Origin of the sequence: Actinomadura formosensis NBRC 14204 (genome assembly GCF_001552155.1) — a bacterium.
In the GTDB taxonomy this organism is placed as follows: domain Bacteria; phylum Actinomycetota; class Actinomycetes; order Streptosporangiales; family Streptosporangiaceae; genus Spirillospora; species Spirillospora formosensis.
In genome coordinates this window covers 1-22893 of record NZ_BCQQ01000060.1, presented here as the reverse complement: position 1 = coordinate 22893, position 22893 = coordinate 1, and the positions used below count along the sequence as shown (strand labels likewise).

Below are 22893 nucleotides of genomic sequence, written 5' to 3'. Positions count from 1 at the left end.
GGGCGCGGTGGCGAGCGCCGGCTGCCGGTGTGGATCGGTGCGGCCATGGCGGCGGGGCTGCCGACCGGACGCGCGATCCCCGGCCTGGACGACGCCCTCGACTCGGTGAAGGTGGCCGGGCTGCTGGTGATGATGTACCCCGGTGCCGGCCAAGGTCCGCTGCAACCGGCTCGTCCCGTGACCGGTGACCGGTGCCTGCTGGTCCCCTCCCTGGATCTTCCTGTCCGACCTGCCGCAGTACCGCACCGGGTTGATCAACGACACGGCGGTGCATCGGGTACCCGTGCCGGCCTGGAGCCGGCGGGCGGCCAGCAGGCCCGCGCGCCGCTGGGCCGCCCGCGCCGGGATCTCCCGCTGGATCCGCGCAGCAGGAACACCTCACGGTCGCCGGTGTAGGGCGCCACCAGCGTGAACTGGGGACGCGGCGGGCGACCTGAACCGGCCCGCTTCCGCCTGAAAGATCTCCCCACAGCGTGGGGTGCGTCGCCCTGATTTCGTCCAGCAGCATTTCGCGCATGTCGTGCTCGGCCGCCTGCAACAGCGCCTCGGCCTCCCAGTTCAGCGGCGCTTGGTGGCGGCGGCGAGCTTGGACTCCAGCGCATGGCCCAACTCACCGGCGTGGAACAAAGAAACGATTATTGTTCTATGTGCCGCCCTCGATTTGTCGCGTTCAACGCTGAACTACGTCGCCGGGCTGGTCCGCCGGCGGCGTAAGGCGATCAGGTCGAGGTGGCGGTTGCTCAACCCTGGTCAGCAGGCGCTTGTGGTCCTGGCCTATCTGCGCAAGGACGAGACGTCCACCGAGATCAGCGCGGGTTTCGGGGTGTCGGCGGCAACGGCCTGGAGGCATGTGGAGGAGACGGTGATGCTGCTGTCGGCCTGCTCACCCAGCCTTGCGCAGGCGCTGCGGAAGGCCCGTAAGGACGGCCTGACCCATCTGACGCTGGACGGCACGCTCGTCCACGCCGACAGGGTCCGGGCGGACCGCCCGTACTACTCCCGCAGGCATCGGGTGCACGGGATGAACGTGCAGGTGATCGCTGGACCGGACGGGACGACCCTGTGGACCTCGGGAGCGTTGCCCGGCAAGGTCCACGACGGCGCGGATGCAACCCAGCAGTACCGGGGAGGCGGGGCCCAGCGGCCGTGTCGAGCGATGACCGAGACCGGGACTCCGGCAGCGTAGGCGACGGTGGCGCTGGCGGCGCGCAGGGAGTGGGTGGTGTAGGTCTCGGTGCCGGGCACCTGGGCCGCGGCCGCCAGGCGGCGGATCGCGCGGTTGATGCCGTCGCCGGTGATGCGTTCGCCGATGCGGCCGTGCCGGTCAACCGAGCGCAGCAGCGCCCGGCGGTGACGCCGCGCACGTTCAGCAGCGCGGTCCGGTCTCGCCAGGCGGTCACCGGGTCGATGACCGGCCCCGAGGTTGATGTGTCCGGCTACGGTGCCTCCCATCGCTGCCAGAGCATTTCCAGACCCAGCGCGATGGCGCACAGCACTCCCACTGATCCCGGGGCGGCCACGAACGCCACATGGATCGGGCTGCTTTGGTCCGGGAGGAACAGGTCCGCCCATCCCAGGGCCAGCGCCAGGGCGGTGGCGATCCCGCCGATCCGGGAGGCCCATTCGAAGAGGTGGGCATGCCACGGTTTTGAGGACGCCGAGGCCCTCGAACGCACATCGATGCTGAAGAAGATCAGCAGAACGGCGAGGAAGGAGATCAGGCTGACCATGTCGGACGACGGCATCTGGCGCATACCGCGACCCTAGTTCCGGTGATGCGGCCCGGTCCTGCAAGGGCACGGCAGGATGCCACTGCCGAGGTGGGAACGGCTGATGGCCGGGTCGGGTGGCCGGTCCCAGGCGGGTGATGAGCAGGCAGACGTCGTCGCGGCCGCCGGCGGAGACGCCGAGGCGGTCCAGCAGGGTGTCGGCCAGTTGGGGCTGGTCGAGTCGCCGGGCGTCGGCGGCCAGGGCATCGGTCAGGTGCGCCAGGCCGTTCTCGATGTCCTCGCCGCGGCGTTCGACGAGCCCGTCGGTGTAGAGGATGAGGGTGTCGCCAGGGGTGTAGGGGCGGCTGGCCTGGGGGCGGGGGACGTGGTAGGGGCGGGCTCCCAGCGGCGGGTCGGTGGCCTGGTCCAGCAGGTCGATGCTGCCGCCGGGATGGGCCAGCACGGGCGGCAGGTGGCCGACGCTGCTGTAGGTCAGGTGGCCCGTGTGGGGGTCGATCAGCACGCAGGCGGCGGTGGTGCCCAGTGCTCCCTCGATCGACCGCGTGTACAGGCCCTGCACCTCCAGCACCCGGCCAGGTCCGGCGACCGCGCGGAGACCTACGGCGACGACGAGGTCCCCGACGAGCTGGCCACTGCCCGCGCCACCGCGGCCCGCCTCCGAGAGGGGGTGGCCGACGAACGGAGGCAGCAACGGCTTCTCAGCGAACCAGACTCCCCCACCGCACCAGAGGCGGCGACCACCGCCGCCACCCCGGCCCCCGACGCCCCGTCCGCGCCGCCGAAGGACACAGAGCACCGCGCCGACCAGGGCGCATCGCCCTCCGCGGCAGACGCCCCAGACGACTCTCCCGATCTGCACGCCCGGCAGGGACGCGACCCGTCCGCGCCCGCACCGGCCGAGCCCGCAGTGCCAGAGGCGCAGCCCCCCGCCGAGGCCCCGCCGGACACCTCTGACGGCCCACCCCAGGGTGAACCCGCCATGCCGCCGGGCATGACCCCCGAGCGGCGCGCCGAGCTGATCGAGGCCATGACGCTGCTGGCACCCGCCATGTTCCACGCCGGCGCAGGCGACCCCGCCCGGTACGCCGTGGAAGGCATCGACAGCACCCTCGCGCCCGGAGACTCACCGGTGACACCAGAGGAATGGGACTGGGCGGAGAGCTGGGCGCGGCTGCATCCTGAGCTCGCCGACGGCGACCGCAACGGCATCGCCGTCTTCCACGACAGGCGCCGCGAACGCATCCAGGCCGTACGGAAGACCCGCAGGGACGACGCCGCGCGGATCTCCGGCCGGGCGCACCAGGCGTGGAAGGCCGGGGAAACCGACCGGGCGCTGCAGCTGATCGGCGAAGGGGAGCACCTCTACCCCGACGACCCCGTGTGGTCCAGAGCCCGCGCCGCCATCCAGCGGGAACAGGACGCCCTGGACACCCGGGCCAGTGACGCGGACGAGTCTTCAGCGGCCCGGAAAGCCCCCGAGGCCGCCCGGCCGGCACCCGGCACGGAACTGAAAACAGCCCCGCCGGCCGCCGACCGGCCGATGCCGGACGGCCGGGGAAACGGCCGAGCCGGCCGCTCCCACGTCCACGGACACACCGCCCGCCCCTGCCCACGACGCTGATGCCCAAGCCGGTGATGGAGACCAGATGCCCGAACAGCAGTCCGCGGCCCCCGGGCCTGCCGCCGGACCCTGGGCCGCCCGGATCCGGATCGATGACTCCCCCGCACGCCCCACGGTGAGGGGCACCAGGTTCGAGGACGTCCGGCTCAGAGAAGTGCTGAGGGGCAACGGCTTCCGCTGGCGGCGGGTGCGTGAGCTGTGGGAGTACACCGGGCCGGCGGGCGGGAGGGGCGCAGCGGTACGGGCCGTCCGCGAGGTGGTCGCCGAACTGGACCGCGCCGAGTCCGCCCCGGACACCGGCGAACCGAAGCGCTCCCATCCGCCGACCGCGCAGCAGCAGGCCATCATCGACGCCGCGGTCACCCAGAAGCTCGACGTCGCCGTCCAGGCCCTTGCCGGCACCGGCAAGACCTCCACCCTGAACATGGTCGCCCGGCGGGTCGCCGAGGCCTCGCCCCAGACGCGCATCGTCTACATCGCGTTCAACGCCTCGATCGCCAAGGAGGCCCGGGAGACGTTCGGGCCGAACGTCACCTCGTTGACCGCGCACGCCCTGGCACTGCGGAGCCTGCGCACCGGCGCCCACGCCGGCAAGACCACGCGGATCGGCAGGGGCGTCCGGCATCCCGGCGACATCGCCGACCTGCTGAAACTTGAAGCGGTGGCATATCGCGACCACGACGGTGAACCCCAGGAACTTGCGCCGTCCGTCCGCGCGCAACTCGCCATGGCGGTGGTGCGGACATTCCGCGAGTCCGCCGACCTCCAGATCACCGAGGCGCATCTGCCCGACGCGCTGACGGCGTTCCCCGGTACCGACCGGGCCGTCCTGGACACGGCCCGGCAGATATGGGACGACATCGCCGACCCCTCCAACGCCCACCTGCTGGAGGGCGACCGGCCGCGCGCCGTCCTGTTCGACCACGACGACCACCTGAAGCTGTGGGCGCTGTCGCAGCCCCGGATCGACGCCGGCCTGATCTTCTTCGACGAGGCACAGGACATCAACGCAGTGCTGCGCCGGCTCGTCCAGGACCAGCCCACCCAGACGATCGTCGTGGGCGACACCTTTCAGTCGATCTACGGTTTCCGGGGCGCCGAGGACGCCTTGGCGGACTGGCCCGCCGACGTCACCCTGCCCCTCACCCGGTCCTGGCGCCTGGGGCGAGGGTTCATGGCCGCCGGGTGGTGGTGCGGGTGGGTGGGGTGCGGAGGCGGGTTGCGTCCTGTCCGGGTGGGAGGCCGTAGGTGCTGCGGTATTCGCGGTTGAACTGGGTGGGGCTGGTGTATCCGACTGCTTGGGCGATCTGGGTGACGGTGGCGTCGCCGGCGGCCAGGCGGCGTCGGGCTTCCTGGAGCCTGAGGTGTTTCTGGTATTTGAGCGGGCTCATGCCTGTTGTCGCTTTGAAGTGGCGGTGCAGGCTGGCGGGGCTCATGTGGGCGACGGCGGCGATCGCGTCGATGCTGAGCGGTTGGTCGTAGCGCTCGCAGATCCACCGGGTGACCTGCCGCATGCGGCTGGTGGTCGAGTCGGCCAGCGCCCCTTGGCGCAGGACGGTGCCGAAGGGGCTGCGCAGCAGCCGGTAGTGGATCTCGGCCTCGATCCGGGGGGCGAGTGGGCGGATGTCGGCGGGGGCGTCGAGGAGTTCGACCCAGCGGGTGATCGCGTCGAGGAGTTCCGGTGCCATCGGGGCCTTGACCTGTCCTGTGGCGGACGGCGGGGCGGCCGGGCCGGTCTCGTCGAGTTCGATGATCAGGTCGGCGAGTGCCTGGTCGTCGAGTCGCATGACGGCGGATCGGTAGGGGACCTTCTCCAGGGCGGCGGTGACGGGCAGGTCGATCGTGGTGAGGAGCATCTCGCCGGCGTGGGCGACTTCGCTGAGGTCTCCTGCGGTGGTGCGTTTCGCGCCGTCGGCGACGAAGCAGATCATGGGCTCGTACAGCTGGCCGGTGGGTTCGGTGGGTTCGTCGACCGCGACCAGGGACAGCCGTGGGATGGCGGTGTCCGAGCCCGGTCCCACGCAGTGCCGGTCGATGGCCGCAGTGAGGCGATCAAGCATGGCGTGCCTCTTCTCTGAGAGGATCAGGCAATTCTATGTGGCTGTTGCCCCATGACCCCCAGGTCCCCCACACCTAACGTTGAGAGCATGGAACAACACACCGCGAACCTTCCCCGTCGGGCTCTGGGCGGTCAGGGCCTGGCGGCCGGCGCGATCGGCCTGGGCACGATGGGCATGACCATCGGCTACGGAGCGCCGGACGAGCAGAGCAGCATCGCCACGATCCGCCGCGCCTACGAGCTCGGCGTCACCCTCTTCGACACCGCCGAGCTGTACGGCCTGGGCACCGGCAGCAACGAGCAGCTCCTCGGCCGCGCCGTGAAGGACTTCCGCAACGACGTCCTGCTCGCCACCAAGTTCGGCTACGACTTCCGCGACCCGTCCCAGATCGCCATCGCCCTGGACAGCCGTCCCGAGCACATTCGCGAGGTCACCGACGCCAGCCTCCGCCACCTGGGCACCGACCACATCGACGTGCTCTACCAGCACCGCGTTGACCCAAACGTCCCCATCGAGGACGTGGCCGGCACGGTCGGGGAGCTGATCGCCGAAGGCAAGGTGCGTTACTTCGGGCTGAGCGAGGCCGGCCCCGACACCATCCGGCGTGCCCACGCCGTCCACCCGGTCTCGGTGCTGCAGACCGAGTACTCGGTGTTCGAGCGGGCCGTGGAGGCCGACGTCCTGCCGGTGGTCCGGGAGCTGGGCATCGGCTTCGTGCCCTACTCGCCGCTGGGCCGCGGGTTCCTCACCGGCGCCGTCAAGCCGGCCGCCGAATACCCCGCCGACGACATGCGCGGCCAGGACGACCGCTGGCAGCCCGGCAACTACGAGAAGAACGTCGCCGCGGTCCGTGCGCTGACCGCCCTGGCCGAGGGCAAGGGCATCACGGTCACACAGCTGGCCCTAGCCTGGCTGCTCGCCCAAGGCGACGACGTCGTGCCCATCCCCGGCACCCGCAGCCCGCACCGCCTGGAACAGAACATCGCCGCCGCGCAGGTCGCCCTCACACCCCAGGACCTCGCCCGCATCCAGGAGATCCTTCCGCACGGAGCGGCTGGCTCCCGCTACTCCGACGCCATGATGCCCACCTGGCAGTAACCAGCGCACGAGCCTCACCCACGCTCCCGAACCCTGCGGCCACAGAGCGGGGCCGGCTCCAACGCGAAGAACCCAGCGCGCCGCGGACGGTCAGATGTCGTCGTCCTCGGCAGCGTCGGGATCGCGCAGGTCGCGGATCGCGCCGGGGGCCAGATCGGGCAGGGCGAAGGTGCAGATGCCGTGGACGCCCAGGTGGGAGTGGACGAACGGCGACAGCCGGGCCATGTCCCTCCTCCCGCACCGGATAGCCCTGGGCCGTCAGCCGACGGACGGCGGCGTCGAGGTAGACGGTGGTCCAGAGGGTGGTGCAATTGAGGACGAGGCCGAGCGCGCCGATCTGGTCTTAACCGAAATAATTTTGAAGGCTCCCTTCCGGCTCGGGATCTGCGCTCATGGTCACGCGTTCCAGCGCCGGGCTGGCAGCTGGTCGTCGAAGCCGCCGGGGCAGTTCGCGCAGTATGCCGACCAGTTCCCGGTGTTCGGCCTTTGGGCCGCCTTCCTGTCGCGGAGACGCGCCATGCCTGCCCACCGAGAACCGCATCAGCATCCTCGTGTCGACCAGACCACGATCGCTCCGAGTTGCCGGGTCAGCTAATGCTGTGACCGAATAGGTTCGCCGGGTCGGTAGTGGGAGCGGTTGGATGGGCGGTGACGTCCGTTCCGATCGCTGGAGGTGTGGTGGCCGGGCCTGTGCGGGTGCGCAGACTGACCGACCGGGACGGGCAGAAACCGCAGCAGATCGTGCGCCGGGGAGGCACCAGCTCGGTGCGCTGTCGGCGGGCGATGATGCTGTCGGCATCCGCGGCGGAAACCGCGTACCGGTGATCGCCCAGTTGGTCCGCCCCGGCGAGGACACGGTGCGGGAGGTGATCCACCGGTTCAACGAGATCGGCCTGGCTTGCCTGGACCCTCAATGGGCGGGAGGGCGTCCCCGCCTGCTCACCCCCGTCGACGAAGACTTCGTCATCCAAACGGCCACCACCCGCCCGACCACACTCGGTCAGCCCTTTCACCCGCTGGCCGATCCGCGAACTCGCCGCCTACCTGCGCCGCGTCCCCAGGGCGCATCATCCGCAGCGGCCGCGAAGCCTCAGGGCATTGGCCGGGGCGGACGCCCCCTCGCCGACGCGGCCTGACAGCACTTCGTGCACGTCGCGTCCGACCCATCCAAGGATCCACAGGTCACACTCGTGAACATCCCTACGACGCATCGCGCTCTGCTGAGCCGTCTGCTGCCCGCCGACAAACCAGACGACCTGGCAGTACGTCAGGGGCAATTCCACATCGTGGTCATTGGCTCAGACCGCGTCGTGTGCCTGCCTCGCACCCGGGCAGCGGCCGCCCGGCTGCCCGATCGGGTGGCCGCACTACACGCACTCGCCGGGCTCGACCTCGGCTTCCGCACACCCGAGCCGCTGCTGCGGGGCGGCGCCCACGGCACCGACGAGGCACCGTTCCTGGTACTCAGCCGCATTCCCGGGGAGCCGCTGGCCGCCGACGCACTCAACGATGCCCAAGTGGCCGACACCGTGGCGGCGCAGTACACTACGCTGCTGTCCGGCCTGGCCCGTGCCGGCACCGACGAAATGGCATGAGCAGTTCTCCCTCACGCAACAAAAGGCCGGTGGCGGCGGTTCGCAGAGAACGTGCGCGCGGAGCTGTTCCCGCTCATGTCCAACAGTGGGCGCCTACGGGCCGAGCGGGAACTCGCGGCACTCGACAGCCTTCCCTACATCACCCCAGCAATGGTGCATGGCGACCTCGGTGCCGAAAACGTCCTGTGGGAATGGACGCACGGCCTGCCGCGTCTCGCCGGAGTACTCGACTGGGACGATGTCACGCTCAGCGACCCGGCCGAGGACCTCGCTGCCATCGGCGCCAGCCACGGCCGTGAACTCCTGGAGCGGGTGCTCGCCCTGGGCGGCTGGTCAAACCCCGGACTCCTTACCCGCATCGCCGCGATCCGCAGCACATTCGCCCTGCAGCAAGCCCTCTACGCAATCCGCGACGGCGACGAAGAAGAACTCGCGGACGGCCTGGCCGACTACCGCTGAGGCACACCAGCACACAGGCCACATCGAGCACTTCATATCAACAGCAACCCGACGAACCTACGCGGTCACAGTACTAAACGTGCGTCGGTAGGTCTGCGGGCTGACGCCGGTGGTGCGTTTGAAGCGGTCTCGGAAGGTGGTGGGCGAGCCGAAGCCGACCTGGCTGCCGATGCGTTCGACGGAGTGCTCCGTGGTTTCGAGGAGGTGCTGTGCCTGGCGGATGCGGGCTCGGTGGAGCCATTGGAGCGGGGTGGTGCCGGTCTGGTCGCGGAAACGCCGGATCAGGGTTCGGGTGCTGGTCCCGGCCCGCTCGGCGATGTCGGCGAGGGTGAGGTCGCGGGCCAGGTCTTCCTGTAGCCAGGCGAGCAGCGCCTCCAGTTCGGCGCCCTGCGGTGTAGGGGCATGGTCGTGGACGATGAACTGCGCTTGTCCGCCCTCCCGTTCGAGAGGCATCACCGACAGGCGGGCGGCATCGGCGGCGACGGCCGAGCCGTAGTCACGGCGGATCATGTGCAGGCACAGGTCCATGCCCGCGGCGGCGCCGGCCGAGGTGAGGAACTGGCCGTTGTCGACGTAGAGGACGTCGGGGTCGACGTCGATGTCGGGGTGGGTGGCGGCCAGAAGCCCGGCCGCGCGCCAGTGGGTCGTGACGCGCAGCCCGTCGAGGAGCCCGGTGGCGGCCAGGGGGAAGGTGCCTGTGCAGATGGAGGCGATCCGGGTGCCGTTGGCAGCGGCGGACCGAAGCGCGTTGCGTACGGCGGGTGAGAGCGCGGCAGTGGGGGCAGTGACGCCCGGCACGATGATCGTGTCCGCGTCCTGGAGGCCCCCCAGGCTCCAGGAGGTGCGCAGGGTGAAGGCTCCGGCGTCGATCTCGTCGTGCTCGGCGCAGACCCGGACCTGGTAGCCGGGGCGCCCGTCGGGCAGGCGGGTCCGGGAGAAGACCTCGATCGGGGTGGACAGGTCGAACGGGATCACCTGATCCAGCGCGAGAACGGCAACGGTATGCATGGCCGGAACTTACCTCCCCATCGGATTGAGTGGCCCAGGCCGATACCCCGGAAGCTCCATATCATCGCAGCTCAAGCCCTCCAAGAAGGACTTGGCATTATCCCGTTGAAACCTGTCATTAGTGCCACTGGGCGATTGCGGCGACAGCTTGTTGACTTCGGAGTGCCCGATGGAAATCGATCCCGAGGGAATCATCCATGCACATCCAGGTCGTCCTGTTCGATGGCTTCGACCCGCTCGATGTCATCGCCCCCTATGAGGTGCTGTACGCCGGCGGCTCGGCGTCGGACGGCGCGGTGACCGTCGAGCTGGTCACCGCGGAGGGGCCTCGCGAGGTGGTCAGCGGCACCGGAGGACTGGCGCTGCGCGCCGCAGGCGTCCTCGACCTGGAGCGCGCCGACGTGCTTCTGGTGCCCGGCGCCTCCGGCCGCGTGGGCGAACCCGGCGAGGGCCCGGAAGAAGAAGTGGGCGCCGGCGAGTGGAAGCAGGACGAGTTCATCCCGGTGTTGCTGGGCCGCACGCTGACCACCGAGCTGCCCGCGCTCCTCAAGCAGGCGATGGACGACCCGGACATCACGGTCGCCACCGTCTGCGGCGGCTCGCTGGTCTTGGCCATGGCCGGCCTGCTCGAGGGACGTCACGCCACCACCCACCACATGGGCCTCGACATGCTGGACGCCACCGGCGCCCACGCGGTCCACGCCCGCATCGTGGACGACGGCGACTTGATCACCGGCGCCGGCGTCACCTCAGGGCTCGATCTGGGCCTGTATCTGCTGGAGCGCGAGGTGGGCCCCCGCGTCGCGCACGCCGTCGAAGAACTCTTCGCCCACGAGCGGCGCGGCACCGTCTGGCGCGCCCAGGGCCCGACGCCCACCACCCTCTGAGCACTCGGCCCTTCGCCGATCAGCCGCTCACCATCCCCCTTGCACAGTCGGGAAGAACATCAGCATGTCCTTCGAAGGCACCTGGAACCTGTCCATCTCCACCCCCATCGGCAAGATCAAGGCCGTGGTCGAACTCCGTGAGCAGGACGGCACCCTGACCGGCGTCGCCCACGGAGCCGGCGAGGACATACCACTCACCGACGTCGCCCTCGGCGGCGACCGGCTCACCTGGAAGCAGGCCATCACCAAGCCCATGCGGCTGAACCTGGCATTCGACGTGACGGCCGACGGCGATACCCTCCAAGGCACCTCCAAGGCCGGCCGCCTCCCGTCCTCGAAGGTCACCGGCGAGCGCCAGACCGCCCCGGAGCACCAGGCGTGACCAAGCTCCTTCTGTCCCTGCACGTCCTGGCAGTCATCATCGCCGTCGGCCCGGTCACCGTCGCCGCGAGCATGTTCCCCGCGACACTGCGCCGCGCCCTCGGCGACCCCTGCGACAGCGATGCCCGCACTACCCTGCGGACGCTGCACCGCATCTGCCGGGTTTACGCGGGCATCGGCATCGCGGTTCCTCTCTTCGGCTTCGCCACGGCCAGCAGTCTCGGCGTCCTCGGTGACGCCTGGCTGATCACCTCGATCCTGCTAACCGCGACGGCCACCGGCGTACTGGCACTTCTGATCCTGCCCGCCCAGGACCGCGCCGTGGCCGAGACGACAGGTTCCACCTCGCCGTCGCCGGCGCCAACCCCCTTGATGCCAGGCCGCCTCGCCATGCTCACCGGCATCTTCAACCTGCTCTGGGCCACCGTCACCGTACTGATGATCATCCGCCCCGGCTCCACCACGGGAGCATGACCATGCACCTCCGGTCTCCGCGCCACCTGCGCATCGCGGCTCACGCCGAGCTGATCTCCCTGATCGTGATGCTGGCCAACGTGTTCACCGTCCACCTCAAGCCCATCTCGTCCTTGATGGGCCCCACCCACGGCTGCGCTTACCTGTTCGTCGTGATCGCGACCTGGCGCCTCCGGCAGGCCCCGGCCGCCGCCAAGATCCTGGCCCTCGTTCCGGGCGTCGGCGGGCTGCTCGCGCTGCGACAGCTCGACCGCGGCGCTTCGGCCCGCACCCAGACGGAAGAAGTCATCCCCTCATGAACCTTGTGTCACCGGTGATCGTCGGCATCATCTACTGCCTGCTGATGTCCCTGATCAAAGAACCGCACCGACGCCGCTTCAACGCGATCATGGTGGGCGGAGCCGGAGCCGCCTACCTGAGCGGGGGCGGATTCGGCCCGTGGGAACTCCCGTTCGTCGCGCTCATGGCCTACGTCGCCTACCGCGGCCTGGACTCCTGGACCTTCATCGGCATCGGCTGGCTCCTCCACACCGCATGGGACATGGCCCACCACCTCAAGGGCAACCCGATCCTGCCGTTCTTCCACGACTCGTCCCTGGGATGCGTCATCTGCGATCCGGTCATCGCCCTGTGGTGCTTCCGCGGAGGACCTTCCCTGATCGCGGTCGTCCGCCGCTGGTTCAGCCTCAGCCGGACAGCAGACCACGCGCACGATCACGCCTCCGGCCCGTCCTGACCAGACGGAGCCAGCGTCGGACGGTCGATGAGGGCGCGGTAGTCGCGGGTATAGACGCACGCCTGGGTGAAGTCCTTGAGCACCCTGGAGTGGGTGCCCGGCTAGCGTCGCCGGGTCAGGCCGGCTTACTTCAGTAGTCCGTCAGCATCCCCTGGCCCGGACCGCCGCCCCCAAGTCGGCCGCGCGACGCGCGCAGAACCTGGCGCGCCTCGTTCAAGCCCTGCTCCGGTCGCTGGCGCCGTCAGCGAGGAACGCGTGACCAGGTGTCGGCACAGCCCTCCGCGCCCCACCGCTGACGTCATCGGCCCGTTGGTAAGGGAGCTCCCACCAGCCGCCATCTGAGGCGGTCCGCGCAGGTCACGGGCCGTACGCGCGGCCCGGTCGCCGGGCCGATCTCGGTCCGGGCAGCCGGGGATAAGTCCGGCGCGAGGCGCGTCGGCGGGGCCGGATAACCGTGCCGCGCCGCCTCGGGCGCGGGCGGATTCTTGAAACCGGCACTGGTCACGGGGCCCGGGCCTATTCAGCCCAGAATTACTGGTAAGTGCTGAGGCACAGGTCAGCCGGGGGCCGGAGCGCTGGCGGACGCGTCGGTCAGCTCCGAGATCCGCGCCCGCCTCAGCCCCTTGGCGTTCGAGCACATCAACTTCTACGGCTTCTCCCCCTTCCACTGTCCCGACCTGGGCGGAAGGCTCCGTGACCTGCGTGACCCGAACGCCAGCCGCAAAGAAGAGTAGCGGGAACCGTGAGGCACGCGAGCCCAAGGCGGCGGTCTGTTGGCCTGTTCTGTTAAGAGGAGCGCTCAGCGGGAACCCGCCGGTCACCCGGCGCCCATAGCCGGTCGGTGTCGCCTGCGGCGAGCCGGCCTCGGTAGACGTCGATCTTGTGATCGATGAGTCTGAGGTTCTCCTGTACCTCAGCGAGCTTGGCGATCACCGCCAACACGTTCCCGGACCCGGTTGAGCGGGCCAGGGTCATCGGCGTGTTCGGCTCGATGTTCGGCCTGTAGCTGGCGCTGGGTCCGATCATCGGCGGCGCCTTGGTCGACGGCTGGGGCTGGCGCTTCGTCTTCTGGATCAACGTGCCGATCGCGGCCGCCGCGATCGTGGGCACCGCGCTGTTCGTGCCCGAGTCCCGCGCCCCGGGGCGCGCCGGTTCGACCCAGTGGGCCAAACTTTGGTGATCCTGGTGCTCGGCAGCGTCGTCTACGCGATCATCGAGTCCAAAGGGCTGGGCTGGAGTTCACCGGTCATCCTCGGCCTGCTCGCCATCGCCGTGCTCGGCGTGCTCGGTATCCTCGGCTACGAACCGCGCCGCGCTGACCTGCTGCTGGAGTTGCGCCTATTTCGCAGCGTGCCGTTCAGTGCAGCGATCCTGATGGCGCTCTTCGCCTTGTGCGGATTCAGCGCGTTCCTGTTCGTCTCCACCCAGTACCTGCAGGACGTACGCGGTATATCCGCGCTGATGACCGGACTGTGCCTGCTCCCGGTCGGGCTCCTGGTCGTGGTGTTCTCCCCGCGCACCGGCGGACTGGTCGGCGCGCGGTCCCAAGCTCCCGCTGCTGGTCTCCGGCACCGCACTGGCCATGGGCGGCGCCGCGTCGCTCTGGCTCGGACCGGCCACCCCGCTGTCGGCCGTGCTCGCGACCTATCTGCTATTCAGCATCTTCCTAGGCACCGTCAACCCGCCCATCACCAACACGGCCCTCCACGCGGGTCGGTGCGACGAGCCCCAAAGTAGCGCTGTGTGATGTTTCTGGATCGGCACGCAACTGTCATGGGTGGGCGATACCGCCGGGTAGTGGATTGGTTACGGATCAACTTTCTCTTGGATCTTTGGGGTGATTCGGGAGGAAGGGCCTGCGGTGCGGCGTGAGTGGAAGCCGGAAGACCTGATCGAGTGCTGGACGATGGATGAGGCTGAGGTGGAGCTGCTGGCGAACAAGAGCGGGGCGACGCGGTTGGGGTTCGCGCTGCTGCTGGAGTTCTTCGAGTTGGAGCGCCGGTTCCCGCGGCGTGAGGATGTGCCGCGGGCGGCGGTGGAGTATGTGGCGGGGCAGGTGGGTGTGGAGGCGGCGGCGTTCGCCGGCTACCGGTGGTCGGGCAGCACGACCGAGTATCACCGCAGGCAGGTGCGGGAGTTCTACGGCTTCCGGACGGCGACGGTGGCCGATGAGGACAAGCTGGTCTTCTGGCTGGCCGAGCAGATGTGCCCGAAGGAGATGTCGCGGGACCGGTTGCGGGCGGCGCTGCTGACCAGGTGCCGTGCGGAGAAGATCGTGCCGCCGACGCCGACGCCGGGGCAGGTGGAGCGGCTGCTGGGAGCGGCGGAGTCGATGTTCGAGCGGGACTTCACGGCCAGGACCGCTGGCCGGCTGGGTCCGGCGGCGGCGCGGCTGGGCGAGCTGATCGCGGTGGCCGACCCTGACCCGGATGCGGGCGGGGAGCCGGGCGGGATGCGGAGTTTTCTGCAGGAGCTGAAGGAGGACCGGGGGCCGATCCAGTTGGAGACGCTGCTGGCGGAGATCGTGAAGCTGGAGCGGGTCGAGGCGCTCGGGTTGGGCGAAGGGTTGTTCGACGGGGTGACGGAGAAGGTCGTGGAGGGGTGGCGGGCGCGGGCGATGCGCATGTACCCGTCGGACTTCGCTGCGGCGCCCGAGCCGGTGCGGCTGACACTGCTGGTGGCGTTGTGCTGGATGCGCAGGACCGAGTTGACCGGCGACGACCGCGAACACGTCGAGGTCTCCGCCCTCGCCCTGCACCTCATCGCAGCGAGCATCGCCTACCTCAACACCCACCTGATCCAGATCGTCCTGCGCGAGGAAGCCTGGCGAAAACGCCTCACCGACGCCGACCGGCGCGGCCTGTCCGCCCTGTTCTGGACCCACCTCAACCTGTACGGCCGCTTCGAACTCGACATGAACAACCACCTCGCCGACCTCCCGCCCGCCGCATGACCAGCCCTTCACCGAACCGATCATGCGGCGCAGCCGGCGACGAGGTGACGGTCAGGCCGTTGCCCGGTGCAGCCCCGAGTTCCAGCCGGGAGGGGACGCGGCTCGCCGTAGTCATAGGAGCCCTGGACCGAACGGCGTCACCAGGGGTCTTCGGCCTCCGCTTGGGCCTGCTTGGCCTTCGGGTGACGGTCAGCGCATGCCGCGGGCGGCGAGTCCCTGGGCGAGGAGGTGGCGCATCTCGTCCCCGGTGATGACCTCGGACTCCTCACGCTCGTCGCGGAACCGCAGGCGCATGAGCACCCAGATCTCCCCTGCCGTAGGGTCCGCGGCGTCCGGTTTGTCCGTCGGGAGGTCGTCGGCGGTGTGCGCCCGGTACGCGACGAACAGGTCAGGCACGATCATCCCGTGCCCGTCCGGCGCGAACCACTCCGCCACGAGCTCCCCGGGCCGCCGGTCGAGCACCGCGGGCCACGACAGCGCGTACTCGACGAAGTCCCTGAGGACGTGCTCCGGATCATCGTCGACCTCGGCCCTGCCGGGCCAGCGCAGATTTCTCACCCCAGCGCGCTCCCCTCCTGCACGTCGCGAACGCCGCCCACGCTAAGGCAGTCCCGACCAGGCACGACAGGGACACCGGTCCCCCTCCGCGTCCCGGACACCGCACCCGCGGCCGCGGTCGCCCGGGTGGCCGTGCTCCGCGGTTGGGCGGGGTGCGGTGTTCAGGCGTTCATTTTCCCGTTCATCATCACCCGCGCCCCGCTACCGTTCAGATACCTTGATCGAGACGTTTGGAAGGTCTTCGAGGAGAAGACCAGCGGCAAACTCGCCACCGCCGACCGGCCCGACCTCCTCACCGTCCAAGAAGTCGACCGGCTCGGCTGCAACCTCCTGGAAGGACTCATCGTCCTCAACGACCTCTTCCAGCAGGGCATCGGCGTCAAGGTCCTGGAAGGCATCGGAGCCGGAGAGCACACCGAGCGCTCCTTCATCCTTGACCTGGCCCTCGCGCTCGCCGGAGACCGGCGCCGCGACATCGTCAAGAAGACCAAAGACGGCCTGGAAGCCGCCCGCCGCCAAGGCAAGGTCGGCGGACGCCGCCCCGTCGTCGACGACGACAAACGCGCCGCGATCCTCGACCGCCACCGGCGCGGGAATCCATCCGCACCATCGCCGCCGGCGTCAAGGTCTCCGTCGGCGTTGTCCACAAGATCCTCAAGGCAGCGGCCGAGGACACCCCCACCGACTGACCACAGCCACCGAGCTCACCAGCATCAGTCCCGCATCAAGCCCGAACACCCCGCCGCCGCAGGAGCACACCCGGCACCACGAAAAGTCACCACGGTCACACAGCGCTACTTTGGGGCTCGTCGCACCGACCCGAATGGAGGGCCTGCGAGCGGGGGTTGGTGAGGGGGCCGATGATGTCGAGGAATTCGATGATGGACCCTGGCCAGCCGTGGGTGATCAGCAGCGGCATCGCGTCCGGCTCGGGGGAACGGATGTGCAGGAAGTGGATGTCGGTACCGTCGATCGTGGTGATGAACTGAGGAAACCGGTTCAGGTCGGCTTCGTGCTCGCGCCAGTCGTAGACGGTGCGCCAGTAGGCGGCCAGTTCCTTCAGATATGCCAGCGGAACGCCCTGCGCCCAGCCCGGGACGGGGGTCTCGTCGGGCCATCGGGTGGCGTCGAGGCGCGCGGCCAGGTCGTCTAGGGCCGCTTGAGGGATATTGAGCTCGAAGGGCCGGATCAGCGTTTGCGCTTGCGCGGTCATATCTCCTCCTTGTCGTTCGGTTCGCCCGCCAGAGCTCGCGCAGCCGCGACGTCGGTGTCGTCCCAGCCCCAATGCCCCGGGGCGTCCTGTTGCCTGGCCTGCTCGTCGATCCACCGGTTATGGGTCTCCCAGGCCGCCTGCTTGCTGGTGCCCAGCGCGGCGCCGATCTGGGCCCACGATGCTCCGACCCGGCGTGCGGAGCGGACGGACAACTGGCGGCCGTAGCCGGCCTTCCGCGCGATCACCTCGCCAAGCGCGAGCATCTCCAGGGTCTCGGCGCGTGTCAGTGGCACCGCGTCGGTCTCGCCGTCGTCGTGGTCGTCCGGTGCCGCGAGCGCATCGCGCGTCCTCAACGCCTCGTAGCGGGCGACCGCGGTCAGCAGCGTGAAATGACGTTCAAGGTCGTCGGGAGTCGACATGCCCCGAGTCTCTCGTCAGATCATCTTGACGTCAAGCTCCCTTGACAGAAGAGGTGCTGCTCGCGCCCGAGGCACGCGTTCGGAAGAACACCGCCGACCAGGGCTGACAACCGTCCATCACCCAAGGGCCGGCTCACCAGCATCCGACGCGGGCAACGCCCTCGCCGATCTTGACTCAAGATGACGATGCCGTCCGGCGGGCCAGGTGGTCAGTGGGCTGGGGCGGGCCGGGCGCGAAACAGGGCGACGGTTCTGGTGCCAATTCGGAACGTCGTCTGCGCTCGCAGCCCGTCGTCCGGTCGCTGCCGGTGGCCGCGGACCGCGACAGCGATCACGGCGTTCTCGGGCAGCACCACCCTCAAGGCGCGCAGCATGCCCGCGGCCCCAGACGCACCGTCGGGGCCGTGCCAGGCGGTCTGCCCGCCGTACGGAACGCCGGTGATCATCACGCCGGGACGGCGGCCATCCAGCGCCCGGCGAAGCTGGTCGGGATCGAATACATCGGCCCGGTGCACGGCATGCGTAACATCGCTCTGCCCGGTCGCCAGTCCGCGCGCGAGCCGCCGGGCCGCCGCGGTGTAGGAAGGCTTGTCGAAGCGTTCGGCGTGCGCGTCCAGATCGGCGGCCCGGGCGATCAGGCCTTCCCGGCCCGCCAGGGCCAGGTTCTGTTCGGCCAGATGCAGCGCGGCGGGCTCGATGTCGGTGCCCAGCACGGTGGTGATCTGGCGGGGGTGCAGCAATGCCAGCACGGTCAGCAGGTAACCGCTGCCGCAGCACGGTCCCACAGCAGGGCTGCAGGCTCCCCGTGCAGCGCCAGGGCACGCTGAAACATCTCACTGGCCAGCCGCACCGGGAAGGCGGGGAACCCGGGCGCCGAACGCAGCCCCCCGCCGCTGGCCAGATCCTCGTAATTCTCCCGGACCAGCGCGTAACGGTAGGCCACCGGCCTCCCCCTAGGACCGGCGGGCGCGCTGGCGGGCGGCCTCATACAACGCGACGGTGGCGGCGCTGGCGGCGTTCAGCGAGCTGGCCGCACCACCGATCGGGATCCGCGCCATCGTGTCGCAGCCCTCCCGCCAGCCCGCGCTCAGCCCCGCAGCCTCGCTCCCGATCACCAGCAGCGTGGGGCCGGTCAGGTCCACCTCGGCGATGTCGGCGGCGCCGTTCTCGTCGGTACCGACCACGGTCAGCCGCTGACCGGCCGCCCGCTGCCGGTGCACCCACTCCAGCACCTCGCGGTGCGAGCGGACGCGGACCACCGGCACCGCCAGCAGTGACCCGGTGGAGGCGCGCACCGCCTTGGGATCGTACGGATCAGCGGCGTGCCCGGTGACGATCAGCCCCCCGCCGCCGAACGCGTCGACCGAACGCACCATCGTGCCAATGTTGCCGGGCCCGGCCGGCCGGTCGAACACCACCCCCACAAACGACGACCCCACCGTGATCCGGGACAGGTCGTCGGCCGGCAGCGCCACCACCGCCACCAGCTCGGGAACCTCCTGCTCCTTACCGCTCAGCTGGCCCAGCAGCTCGGGCGCCATCGCCACCCGCTCGGCCCCCGCCCGCTCCAGCATCCCGGCCGCCCACCGCGACAACGGCCGCTCGGCGTCATAGATCAGCGCCCGCACCGGCCAGCCACGCTCCACCGCCAGGCTGATCGGCCGAACGCCCTGCACCAAGAACTCTCCCGCCCGCTGCCGCTTGTTCCGGTTTCGCAGCAGCGCCTCCCACTGCTGGAACTGCGCGTTGGGCCGCGAAACCCGCAGCACGCCTCCCACCGAACGCCCCCATCTTCGTGTTTACCGGCGAACAGCCCAGTTTCCCACAACACGATCTAGGTCAGAGCCTCCTGTTGTGCCTCCTCGAAACAGCACGCAACTCCCCCGAGCCGACCCTGAGAAAAGTCTTCGGCCCGTGATGATCCGGGGCTGTCCGGTCGCGCTGGAAGCCAGCGCCTGTCACCAACGAACGTTTAGCGACAGGCGTCGCGCGCGTCCAGTGATCCGGGCGTGACCAGGGCGCCTGGACGGCACCGATCCAATCAAATCGGATGATGATTGATGACAGGGTTTGACGACAGATAGGGGCCCGTTCCTCCGCACGGAAGGCCCCCGGTGGCGAACCTGATCTACAAGCGGGTCTCGACCGACCAGCAGTCGACCGCCCGGCAGAACCTCGTCCTGGACGAAGCCCGGATCGAGGACCGGGTCACCTTCGAGGAGCAGGCCGGCACCTCCAGCCGCCTCCACCCGCTCCAGCGACCGAAGTTCGGCGAGCTGCTGACGTACGCGCGGCCCGGCGACATCGTGCACATCTCCGAGATGTTCCGTCTCGTGCGCGGCACCCAGCACATCCTTGACGTGCTCGACGTCCTGCACCGCGACCGTCTCGCCCTGCGCATCCACGACGGCGCGTTCTCCGCGATGGACCTCACCGCCCGCCACCCGCGCACCGGAGAACTGCTGTCCACGGTGAAGTTCATGGTCCAGACCCTCGCGGCCGCCGGCGAACTCCAGCGCGAACTGACCTACGACGGGCTACGGGCCGCCGAGGCCAAGGGCAGCAAGGGTGGCCGCCGCCCGGCCATCAAGCCCGACAAGACCACCGCCGTCCGCACCGCCTACCTGAACGGCCGATCCATCGCCGCCCTGGCCCGCGAGCACGGCGTCAGCCGGGGCGCCGTCCGCACGGCCGTCGCCGACCTCATGCCCGAACACACCGCCGCCGACAACGAGGACGTCCCGGCCCCGCAACTGCCGGTCACCCTCGACATGCCCGGCAAGGTCGCCGACTTCTTCCGCGCGCCGAACTGGAGCCCGCCGAGCGGGCCGCGCTCGACCACGGCGTGACCATAAGGCGCGGCCAGGGCTACACCCTGCGCGTGAGCGCCGCACCCGCGATCCACCGCCAGCTCCTCGAACACTGCCAGCCCCTCGACAGCGCCCAGGGCACCCCGGCGATCCCGGCACAACGCAAGGCCCGCCGCGAATACCGGAACCGCGTCAATGCCCTCCCAGCAGCCACAGCCGGACCATGATCGTTCTCAGCGTCAACGGCTGTACCGATGTTCCTCAAGGCCGGTAGAGGCCGGTCATGATGGCGAGCCGTTCTGCGTTGCAGGTGGTACGAGGTGGTTGGTCGGCGCCGGATGCCTTCAGGTTGGTGCCTCGTCCAGCCTCCTATCTGGATCAGCCTCGGCTGGATGACTCCTGGTGGTGTCAGAATCCGATGGCTTCGCGGAGCAGCAGGACGGTGCCGCGCCCGGGGTGGGGTTCTGCGTTGAGGACGAGAATGCGGTTGAGGGCACTGGGCACCCCGTAGGCCTTCATGGCGCGCTCGTTTTCCAGCGGGAGGCAGTGGTTTTCGATGCGGCGCAGCGCGGTGCTCAGGTCAGGCACCACCTTCTGCGCTCCGACGACCCAGATCACGCGGGCCGCGGCGCCCGAGTAGCCGGCCAGTTGGCTTCCGCTGGCCGAGGCTGCCACAAGGCAGCCGGTCACGGTGACCGCGGCGACGCTGCCCACAATGACGTCGGGGCAGGCGAGCATCCGCCAGATCTCGGCCAATTGGGTGGCGCGGTCCATGGTCACGCTGCGTGCCTTGACGGACTCGTATCGCCCGCTGCTGTTGAGGTCCTCATCGATGCCGGACAGGCGGAGGGTCTCGCTGGCCCCCGTGAACACGCTGGCGCCCTCGGGAACCAGGTCTTCGACGCGGGTACGCGCGGCAGCGGCGTCATCGAGGATTTCGACGGCGAAATTGTTCTCCCTCAACGCAGCGGCCACCCGCTCCAGGGTCTCCGCGGGCGCCGGGGCAGTGAATGATGTTGCTGGAACCGAAGTCGTCATGGTGCCTCCTGGCTGGTCGTGTGTAGCGGGTCATAACGAGCAGGTGGTGCCGTCCAAGCGCGATCGCGGGGGACGGAGAAGCGGGTCCTGGCGTCTCCCGAACTTCCCGCCTGCTGGACGGAGTGCTCGTCTCCTCTAGAAGACTGCTGAAGATCTTGTGAGGGACTGTCCGGCCGTGGGCCGGACAGTCCTTCTGTGATCATGGAGTGGCTGGGGACAGGCGCCAGGTGCCGTTGATTCGGGTCAGTCCGAGGTTGATGAGTCTGCGGAGGTTGAGGGCGGCGGCTCGGGTGTGGAGCCAGGCGTCGGCTTTGATGGTGCCTCGGTGGCGGATGCGGCGGTTGCCTTGGTGGACGAGCCAGGCGACGGCGCGTTCGACCGGTGGTCTCCAGCGGCGGTAGTCAGTTTGCCAGGCCGGGTCGCCTGCCGCCTGGCGGCGGGCGGCGGCCTGGAGGTCGTGGTGGGGGCGGATGGTCAGGATCCGGCCGGCCTTGGCGTTGGTGCATCGCTCGCGCAGGGGGCATCTGGTGCACAACTTCCCGAACACGGCTTTGCGCTGGTGGTGCCGTCCACCGGGGTCCGATAAGGGTGCGGTGTGCCCGGCGGGGCAGGTCACGGTGCCTTGGCTGGTGTCGATGGCGAAGTCGTCCAGGGTGAAGCCGCCGGGGACTGCGGGCCGCAGCGGGGCGGGCTTGATGAACAGCCGGTGCCCGGCGGCGGTGAGGGCGTGGCGGACGTCGCCGGTGGAGTGGGCGGTGTCGCCGAACACCTCCACCGGGGTGTCCTCGCAGGAGAGCAGATCCAGGCCGACGACGGCCTCATGGTGGGCGGCGCCGGCACCCGGCCGCAGGGCCACGGCGGTGAACAGGCCGGTTTCGGGCTCGACGGCCAGGTGGGCCTTGAAGCCGTCCTGGCGGTGGCTGCGGGTCTTGTGCACGTGTCTGGCTTCGGGGTCGACGGTCGAGATCATCCGGTCCGGGGCGGTGCCGTCGGTGATGCGCCAGCGTCCGTCGCGGCCGTCGGACCCGCCTGCCGGTTCGACGTCCTGCCCGGCGGCCAGGGCCAGCAGGCCCACCGCGTTCGCGGCCGCCTCGCCCAGTTCCTGCTCGGGCAGGTGCCCCAGCAGCCGCAGCGCATCACCGACCAGCGCGTCCACCAGCTCGGCGCGGGCCTGCTCGTCGTTCCAGGCGATGCGCGGCTTGCCCGGGTCGGTGCAGTCGTGCGCGGTGCACGCCGTCGCGGCCACCTCGGCCGCCCCGGGGACATGGCGGATCACCGCCCGGACGGCGGCGATGAGCTGGGTGACGGTGTCCTGGGTGGCGACCGCGTCGTCCAGCACTGTGGAGTCCAGCGCCCGCCGCTGCCGGCCCTTGAGCACCCCGGTCGCCTGGACGACCTGCCGGACCGCCTCGAACACGCGGTCCGGACGGGCCGAGCGGGCCAGCCGGCGGCGGAAGTAGGCCAGCAGCGACGCATCGAAGGCGGTGTCGTGCAGGCCCAGCCCGCAGGCGGCCTTCCACCGCAGGTCACACCGCAACTCCTGCACCGTCTCAAAGTCCGACAGCCCGTGCAGCGCCTGCAAAGTGATCGCCGCGGCCAGGATCTGCGGCGGCATCGAGGGCCGCCCGTTCGCCGACGGATACATGTCCGCGAACATCTCCACCGGGAACAACACGCCACGGTGCTCTGCCAGGAACGCGAACACGCTCCCGGCCGGGATCAACTCCCGGCACGTCACCCACACATCCGGCCCGACCGTCTCCCCGGCCCATTCACCCATCACCACAACACAACACACTGGCCCCGCCGCATCCGCAGCGGGGCCAGAACACCAAGATCTTCAGCAGTCTTCT

Annotated in this window: 26 protein-coding genes and 5 pseudogenes; 18 read left to right on the top strand and 13 right to left on the bottom strand. The window is 69.8% G+C overall.

The genetic code is table 11. From position 1 onward, the window contains the following. Positions 1 to 45 precede the first annotated feature (45 nt). The gene (locus AF1_RS34475) at positions 46 to 396 is read left to right on the top strand and encodes a hypothetical protein (protein ID WP_131732880.1); all 351 of its coding nucleotides are present in this window, start codon (positions 46 to 48) and stop codon (positions 394 to 396) included. 340 nt (positions 397 to 736) lie between these two features. Beyond that, positions 737 to 1186 carry a transposase family protein gene (locus AF1_RS36420; RefSeq protein ID WP_131732879.1) on the top strand — a complete coding sequence of 150 codons (450 nt, stop codon included), beginning with the start codon at positions 737 to 739 and terminating at the stop codon, positions 1184 to 1186. A 250-nt stretch (positions 1187 to 1436) separates the two neighbouring features. Here the strand turns inward: AF1_RS36420 and AF1_RS17250 are convergent, their stop codons facing one another. Together AF1_RS17250 and AF1_RS37055 are read right to left on the bottom strand one after the other, a co-directional pair. Further along, on the bottom strand, positions 1437 to 1754 hold the full coding sequence (locus tag AF1_RS17250; RefSeq protein ID WP_067799720.1) for a hypothetical protein: 318 nt from the start codon (positions 1752 to 1754) through the stop codon (positions 1437 to 1439). A 166-nt stretch (positions 1755 to 1920) separates the two neighbouring features. Continuing rightward, positions 1921 to 2232: pseudogene (locus tag AF1_RS37055) on the bottom strand (PP2C family protein-serine/threonine phosphatase); the annotation flags it as partial. On the opposite strand from AF1_RS37055, the gene AF1_RS35885 reads away from it, so the two are divergent. Together AF1_RS35885 and AF1_RS17240 are read left to right on the top strand one after the other, a co-directional pair. After that, positions 2215 to 3351: a hypothetical protein gene (locus AF1_RS35885; protein WP_407642233.1), complete on the top strand. Its 1137-nt coding sequence runs from the start codon at positions 2215 to 2217 to the stop codon at positions 3349 to 3351. The pseudogene AF1_RS37055 and the gene AF1_RS35885 sit on opposite strands and share 18 nt — an antisense overlap. Before the next feature lie 25 nt (positions 3352 to 3376). Further along, positions 3377 to 4621 (top strand): AAA family ATPase, encoded by a 1245-nt coding sequence (locus AF1_RS17240; RefSeq protein WP_067799713.1) that lies wholly within the window; start codon positions 3377 to 3379, stop codon positions 4619 to 4621. On the opposite strand, the gene AF1_RS33395 is transcribed toward AF1_RS17240, so the two are convergent. Further along, on the bottom strand, positions 4524 to 5411 hold the full coding sequence (locus AF1_RS33395) for an AraC family transcriptional regulator (RefSeq protein ID WP_084263028.1): 888 nt from the start codon (positions 5409 to 5411) through the stop codon (positions 4524 to 4526). The two genes, AF1_RS17240 and AF1_RS33395, sit on opposite strands and share 98 nt — an antisense overlap. 87 nt (positions 5412 to 5498) lie before the next feature. Here AF1_RS33395 and AF1_RS17225 point away from each other — a divergent pair, with 87 nt between their 5' ends. Further along, a complete protein-coding gene (locus tag AF1_RS17225) occupies positions 5499 to 6509 on the top strand; it encodes an aldo/keto reductase (protein ID WP_067799705.1) in 1011 nt (336 codons plus the stop codon). Between the two features lie 90 nt (positions 6510 to 6599). Here AF1_RS17225 and AF1_RS36415 read toward each other — a convergent pair whose 3' ends face one another. Continuing rightward, positions 6600 to 6734: a hypothetical protein gene (locus tag AF1_RS36415; RefSeq protein WP_255218815.1), complete on the bottom strand. Its 135-nt coding sequence runs from the start codon at positions 6732 to 6734 to the stop codon at positions 6600 to 6602. On the opposite strand from AF1_RS36415, the gene AF1_RS34465 reads away from it, so the two are divergent. From AF1_RS34465 to vph, 3 genes and pseudogenes are all read left to right on the top strand, one after another. Beyond that, the gene (locus tag AF1_RS34465; RefSeq protein ID WP_157419215.1) at positions 6733 to 7104 is read left to right on the top strand and encodes a hypothetical protein; all 372 of its coding nucleotides are present in this window, start codon (positions 6733 to 6735) and stop codon (positions 7102 to 7104) included. The two genes, AF1_RS36415 and AF1_RS34465, sit on opposite strands and share 2 nt — an antisense overlap. Positions 7105 to 7187: 83 nt before the next feature. Continuing rightward, positions 7188 to 7662 (top strand): annotated as a pseudogene (locus tag AF1_RS33390) (helix-turn-helix domain-containing protein); the annotation flags it as partial. A gap of 37 nt (positions 7663 to 7699) precedes the next feature. Further along, positions 7700 to 8563: pseudogene (vph, locus tag AF1_RS17215) on the top strand (viomycin phosphotransferase). 57 nt (positions 8564 to 8620) lie between these two features. On the opposite strand, the gene AF1_RS17210 reads toward vph, so the two are convergent. Beyond that, positions 8621 to 9571, bottom strand: a complete 951-nt coding sequence (locus AF1_RS17210) for a GlxA family transcriptional regulator (RefSeq protein WP_067799701.1) — start codon at positions 9569 to 9571, stop codon at positions 8621 to 8623. Positions 9572 to 9768: 197 nt separating this feature from the next. On the opposite strand from AF1_RS17210, the gene AF1_RS17205 reads away from it, so the two are divergent. The 5 genes from AF1_RS17205 to AF1_RS17185 all read left to right on the top strand — a co-directional run bounded on the left by AF1_RS17205 (position 9769) and on the right by AF1_RS17185 (position 12049). Beyond that, positions 9769 to 10458 carry a DJ-1/PfpI family protein gene (locus AF1_RS17205; protein WP_067799698.1) on the top strand — a complete coding sequence of 230 codons (690 nt, stop codon included), beginning with the start codon at positions 9769 to 9771 and terminating at the stop codon, positions 10456 to 10458. A gap of 64 nt (positions 10459 to 10522) precedes the next feature. Then, entirely contained in the window at positions 10523 to 10840 is a 318-nt protein-coding gene (locus AF1_RS17200; RefSeq protein WP_067799695.1) for a hypothetical protein, read from the top strand. Next, positions 10837 to 11313: a hypothetical protein gene (locus tag AF1_RS17195; protein WP_067799692.1), complete on the top strand. Its 477-nt coding sequence runs from the start codon at positions 10837 to 10839 to the stop codon at positions 11311 to 11313. Before AF1_RS17200 ends, AF1_RS17195 begins: the two co-directional genes overlap by 4 nt. Then, positions 11310 to 11612, top strand: coding sequence for a hypothetical protein (locus AF1_RS17190; protein ID WP_067799689.1), 303 nt, complete (start codon positions 11310 to 11312; stop codon positions 11610 to 11612). Before AF1_RS17195 ends, AF1_RS17190 begins: the two co-directional genes overlap by 4 nt. Beyond that, positions 11609 to 12049, top strand: a complete 441-nt coding sequence (locus AF1_RS17185) for a DUF6010 family protein (RefSeq protein ID WP_067799686.1) — start codon at positions 11609 to 11611, stop codon at positions 12047 to 12049. The genes AF1_RS17190 and AF1_RS17185 overlap by 4 nt, the downstream gene beginning before the upstream one ends. 786 nt (positions 12050 to 12835) lie before the next feature. Here AF1_RS17185 and AF1_RS35880 read toward each other — a convergent pair. After that, positions 12836 to 13075: a hypothetical protein gene (locus AF1_RS35880; protein ID WP_207394159.1), complete on the bottom strand. Its 240-nt coding sequence runs from the start codon at positions 13073 to 13075 to the stop codon at positions 12836 to 12838. A gap of 10 nt (positions 13076 to 13085) precedes the next feature. On the opposite strand from AF1_RS35880, the gene AF1_RS37050 reads away from it, so the two are divergent. From AF1_RS37050 to AF1_RS17175, 3 genes are all read left to right on the top strand, one after another. Then, the gene (locus AF1_RS37050) at positions 13086 to 13229 is read left to right on the top strand and encodes a hypothetical protein (protein ID WP_207394158.1); all 144 of its coding nucleotides are present in this window, start codon (positions 13086 to 13088) and stop codon (positions 13227 to 13229) included. After that, positions 13226 to 13786, top strand: coding sequence for an efflux MFS transporter permease (locus AF1_RS17180; protein ID WP_207394157.1), 561 nt, complete (start codon positions 13226 to 13228; stop codon positions 13784 to 13786). Before AF1_RS37050 ends, AF1_RS17180 begins: the two co-directional genes overlap by 4 nt. 100 nt (positions 13787 to 13886) lie before the next feature. Next, positions 13887 to 15002 (top strand): DUF4158 domain-containing protein, encoded by a 1116-nt coding sequence (locus tag AF1_RS17175; protein ID WP_084263027.1) that lies wholly within the window; start codon positions 13887 to 13889, stop codon positions 15000 to 15002. A 189-nt stretch (positions 15003 to 15191) separates the two neighbouring features. Here the strand turns inward: AF1_RS17175 and AF1_RS17170 are convergent, their stop codons facing one another. Beyond that, positions 15192 to 15560, bottom strand: coding sequence for a hypothetical protein (locus AF1_RS17170; protein WP_067799680.1), 369 nt, complete (start codon positions 15558 to 15560; stop codon positions 15192 to 15194). On the opposite strand from AF1_RS17170, the gene AF1_RS33385 reads away from it, so the two are divergent. Next, the gene (locus tag AF1_RS33385; RefSeq protein WP_306303168.1) at positions 15507 to 16412 is read left to right on the top strand and encodes a recombinase family protein; all 906 of its coding nucleotides are present in this window, start codon (positions 15507 to 15509) and stop codon (positions 16410 to 16412) included. The genes AF1_RS17170 and AF1_RS33385 overlap by 54 nt on opposite strands. On the opposite strand, the pseudogene AF1_RS17160 reads toward AF1_RS33385, so the two are convergent. The 4 genes and pseudogenes from AF1_RS17160 to AF1_RS17145 form a co-directional block, all read right to left on the bottom strand. After that, positions 16396 to 16773: pseudogene (locus AF1_RS17160) on the bottom strand (epoxide hydrolase N-terminal domain-containing protein); the annotation flags it as partial. The gene AF1_RS33385 and the pseudogene AF1_RS17160 sit on opposite strands and share 17 nt — an antisense overlap. Next, entirely contained in the window at positions 16770 to 17192 is a 423-nt protein-coding gene (locus AF1_RS17155) for a hypothetical protein (protein ID WP_067799671.1), read from the bottom strand. The gene AF1_RS17155 and the pseudogene AF1_RS17160, both read right to left, overlap by 4 nt. Positions 17193 to 17401: 209 nt before the next feature. Continuing rightward, a pseudogene (locus AF1_RS17150) lies at positions 17402 to 18180 on the bottom strand (rRNA methyltransferase). Beyond that, on the bottom strand, positions 18146 to 18961 hold the full coding sequence (locus AF1_RS17145; RefSeq protein ID WP_242608966.1) for a TrmH family RNA methyltransferase: 816 nt from the start codon (positions 18959 to 18961) through the stop codon (positions 18146 to 18148). Before AF1_RS17145 ends, AF1_RS17150 begins: the two are co-directional and overlap by 35 nt. Positions 18962 to 19306: 345 nt before the next feature. Between AF1_RS17145 and AF1_RS17140 the strand changes: the two genes are divergently transcribed. Beyond that, positions 19307 to 20041 (top strand): recombinase family protein, encoded by a 735-nt coding sequence (locus AF1_RS17140; protein ID WP_207394156.1) that lies wholly within the window; start codon positions 19307 to 19309, stop codon positions 20039 to 20041. Between the two features lie 369 nt (positions 20042 to 20410). On the opposite strand, the gene AF1_RS17135 is transcribed toward AF1_RS17140, so the two are convergent. Further along, the gene (locus AF1_RS17135; protein ID WP_067799669.1) at positions 20411 to 21040 is read right to left on the bottom strand and encodes an LUD domain-containing protein; all 630 of its coding nucleotides are present in this window, start codon (positions 21038 to 21040) and stop codon (positions 20411 to 20413) included. Between the two features lie 199 nt (positions 21041 to 21239). Continuing rightward, the gene (locus AF1_RS17130; RefSeq protein ID WP_067799666.1) at positions 21240 to 22820 is read right to left on the bottom strand and encodes an IS1182 family transposase; all 1581 of its coding nucleotides are present in this window, start codon (positions 22818 to 22820) and stop codon (positions 21240 to 21242) included. Positions 22821 to 22893 lie beyond the last annotated feature (73 nt).

Excerpts from the sequence above, each read along its gene's own strand:
- AF1_RS34475 (WP_131732880.1), top strand. The coding sequence starts at position 46 with ATGGCGGCGGGGCTGCCGACCGGACGCGCGATCCCCGGCCTGGACGAC.
- AF1_RS33395 (WP_084263028.1), bottom strand. The coding sequence starts at position 5,411 with ATGCTTGATCGCCTCACTGCGGCCATCGACCGGCACTGCGTGGGACCG.
- AF1_RS17250 (WP_067799720.1), bottom strand. The coding sequence starts at position 1,754 with ATGCGCCAGATGCCGTCGTCCGACATGGTCAGCCTGATCTCCTTCCTC.
- AF1_RS17205 (WP_067799698.1), top strand. The coding sequence starts at position 9,769 with ATGCACATCCAGGTCGTCCTGTTCGATGGCTTCGACCCGCTCGATGTC.
- AF1_RS17135 (WP_067799669.1), bottom strand. The coding sequence starts at position 21,040 with ATGACGACTTCGGTTCCAGCAACATCATTCACTGCCCCGGCGCCCGCG.
- AF1_RS36415 (WP_255218815.1), bottom strand. The coding sequence starts at position 6,734 with ATGGCCCGGCTGTCGCCGTTCGTCCACTCCCACCTGGGCGTCCACGGC.
- AF1_RS34465 (WP_157419215.1), top strand. The coding sequence starts at position 6,733 with ATGTCCCTCCTCCCGCACCGGATAGCCCTGGGCCGTCAGCCGACGGAC.
- AF1_RS17240 (WP_067799713.1), top strand. The coding sequence starts at position 3,377 with ATGCCCGAACAGCAGTCCGCGGCCCCCGGGCCTGCCGCCGGACCCTGG.
- AF1_RS17210 (WP_067799701.1), bottom strand. The coding sequence starts at position 9,571 with ATGCATACCGTTGCCGTTCTCGCGCTGGATCAGGTGATCCCGTTCGAC.
- AF1_RS17130 (WP_067799666.1), bottom strand. The coding sequence starts at position 22,820 with ATGGGTGAATGGGCCGGGGAGACGGTCGGGCCGGATGTGTGGGTGACG.
- AF1_RS17225 (WP_067799705.1), top strand. The coding sequence starts at position 5,499 with ATGGAACAACACACCGCGAACCTTCCCCGTCGGGCTCTGGGCGGTCAG.
- AF1_RS17155 (WP_067799671.1), bottom strand. The coding sequence starts at position 17,192 with ATGTCGACTCCCGACGACCTTGAACGTCATTTCACGCTGCTGACCGCG.
- AF1_RS35880 (WP_207394159.1), bottom strand. The coding sequence starts at position 13,075 with ATGATCGGACCCAGCGCCAGCTACAGGCCGAACATCGAGCCGAACACG.
- AF1_RS17190 (WP_067799689.1), top strand. The coding sequence starts at position 11,310 with ATGACCATGCACCTCCGGTCTCCGCGCCACCTGCGCATCGCGGCTCAC.
- AF1_RS17185 (WP_067799686.1), top strand. The coding sequence starts at position 11,609 with ATGAACCTTGTGTCACCGGTGATCGTCGGCATCATCTACTGCCTGCTG.
- AF1_RS17200 (WP_067799695.1), top strand. The coding sequence starts at position 10,523 with ATGTCCTTCGAAGGCACCTGGAACCTGTCCATCTCCACCCCCATCGGC.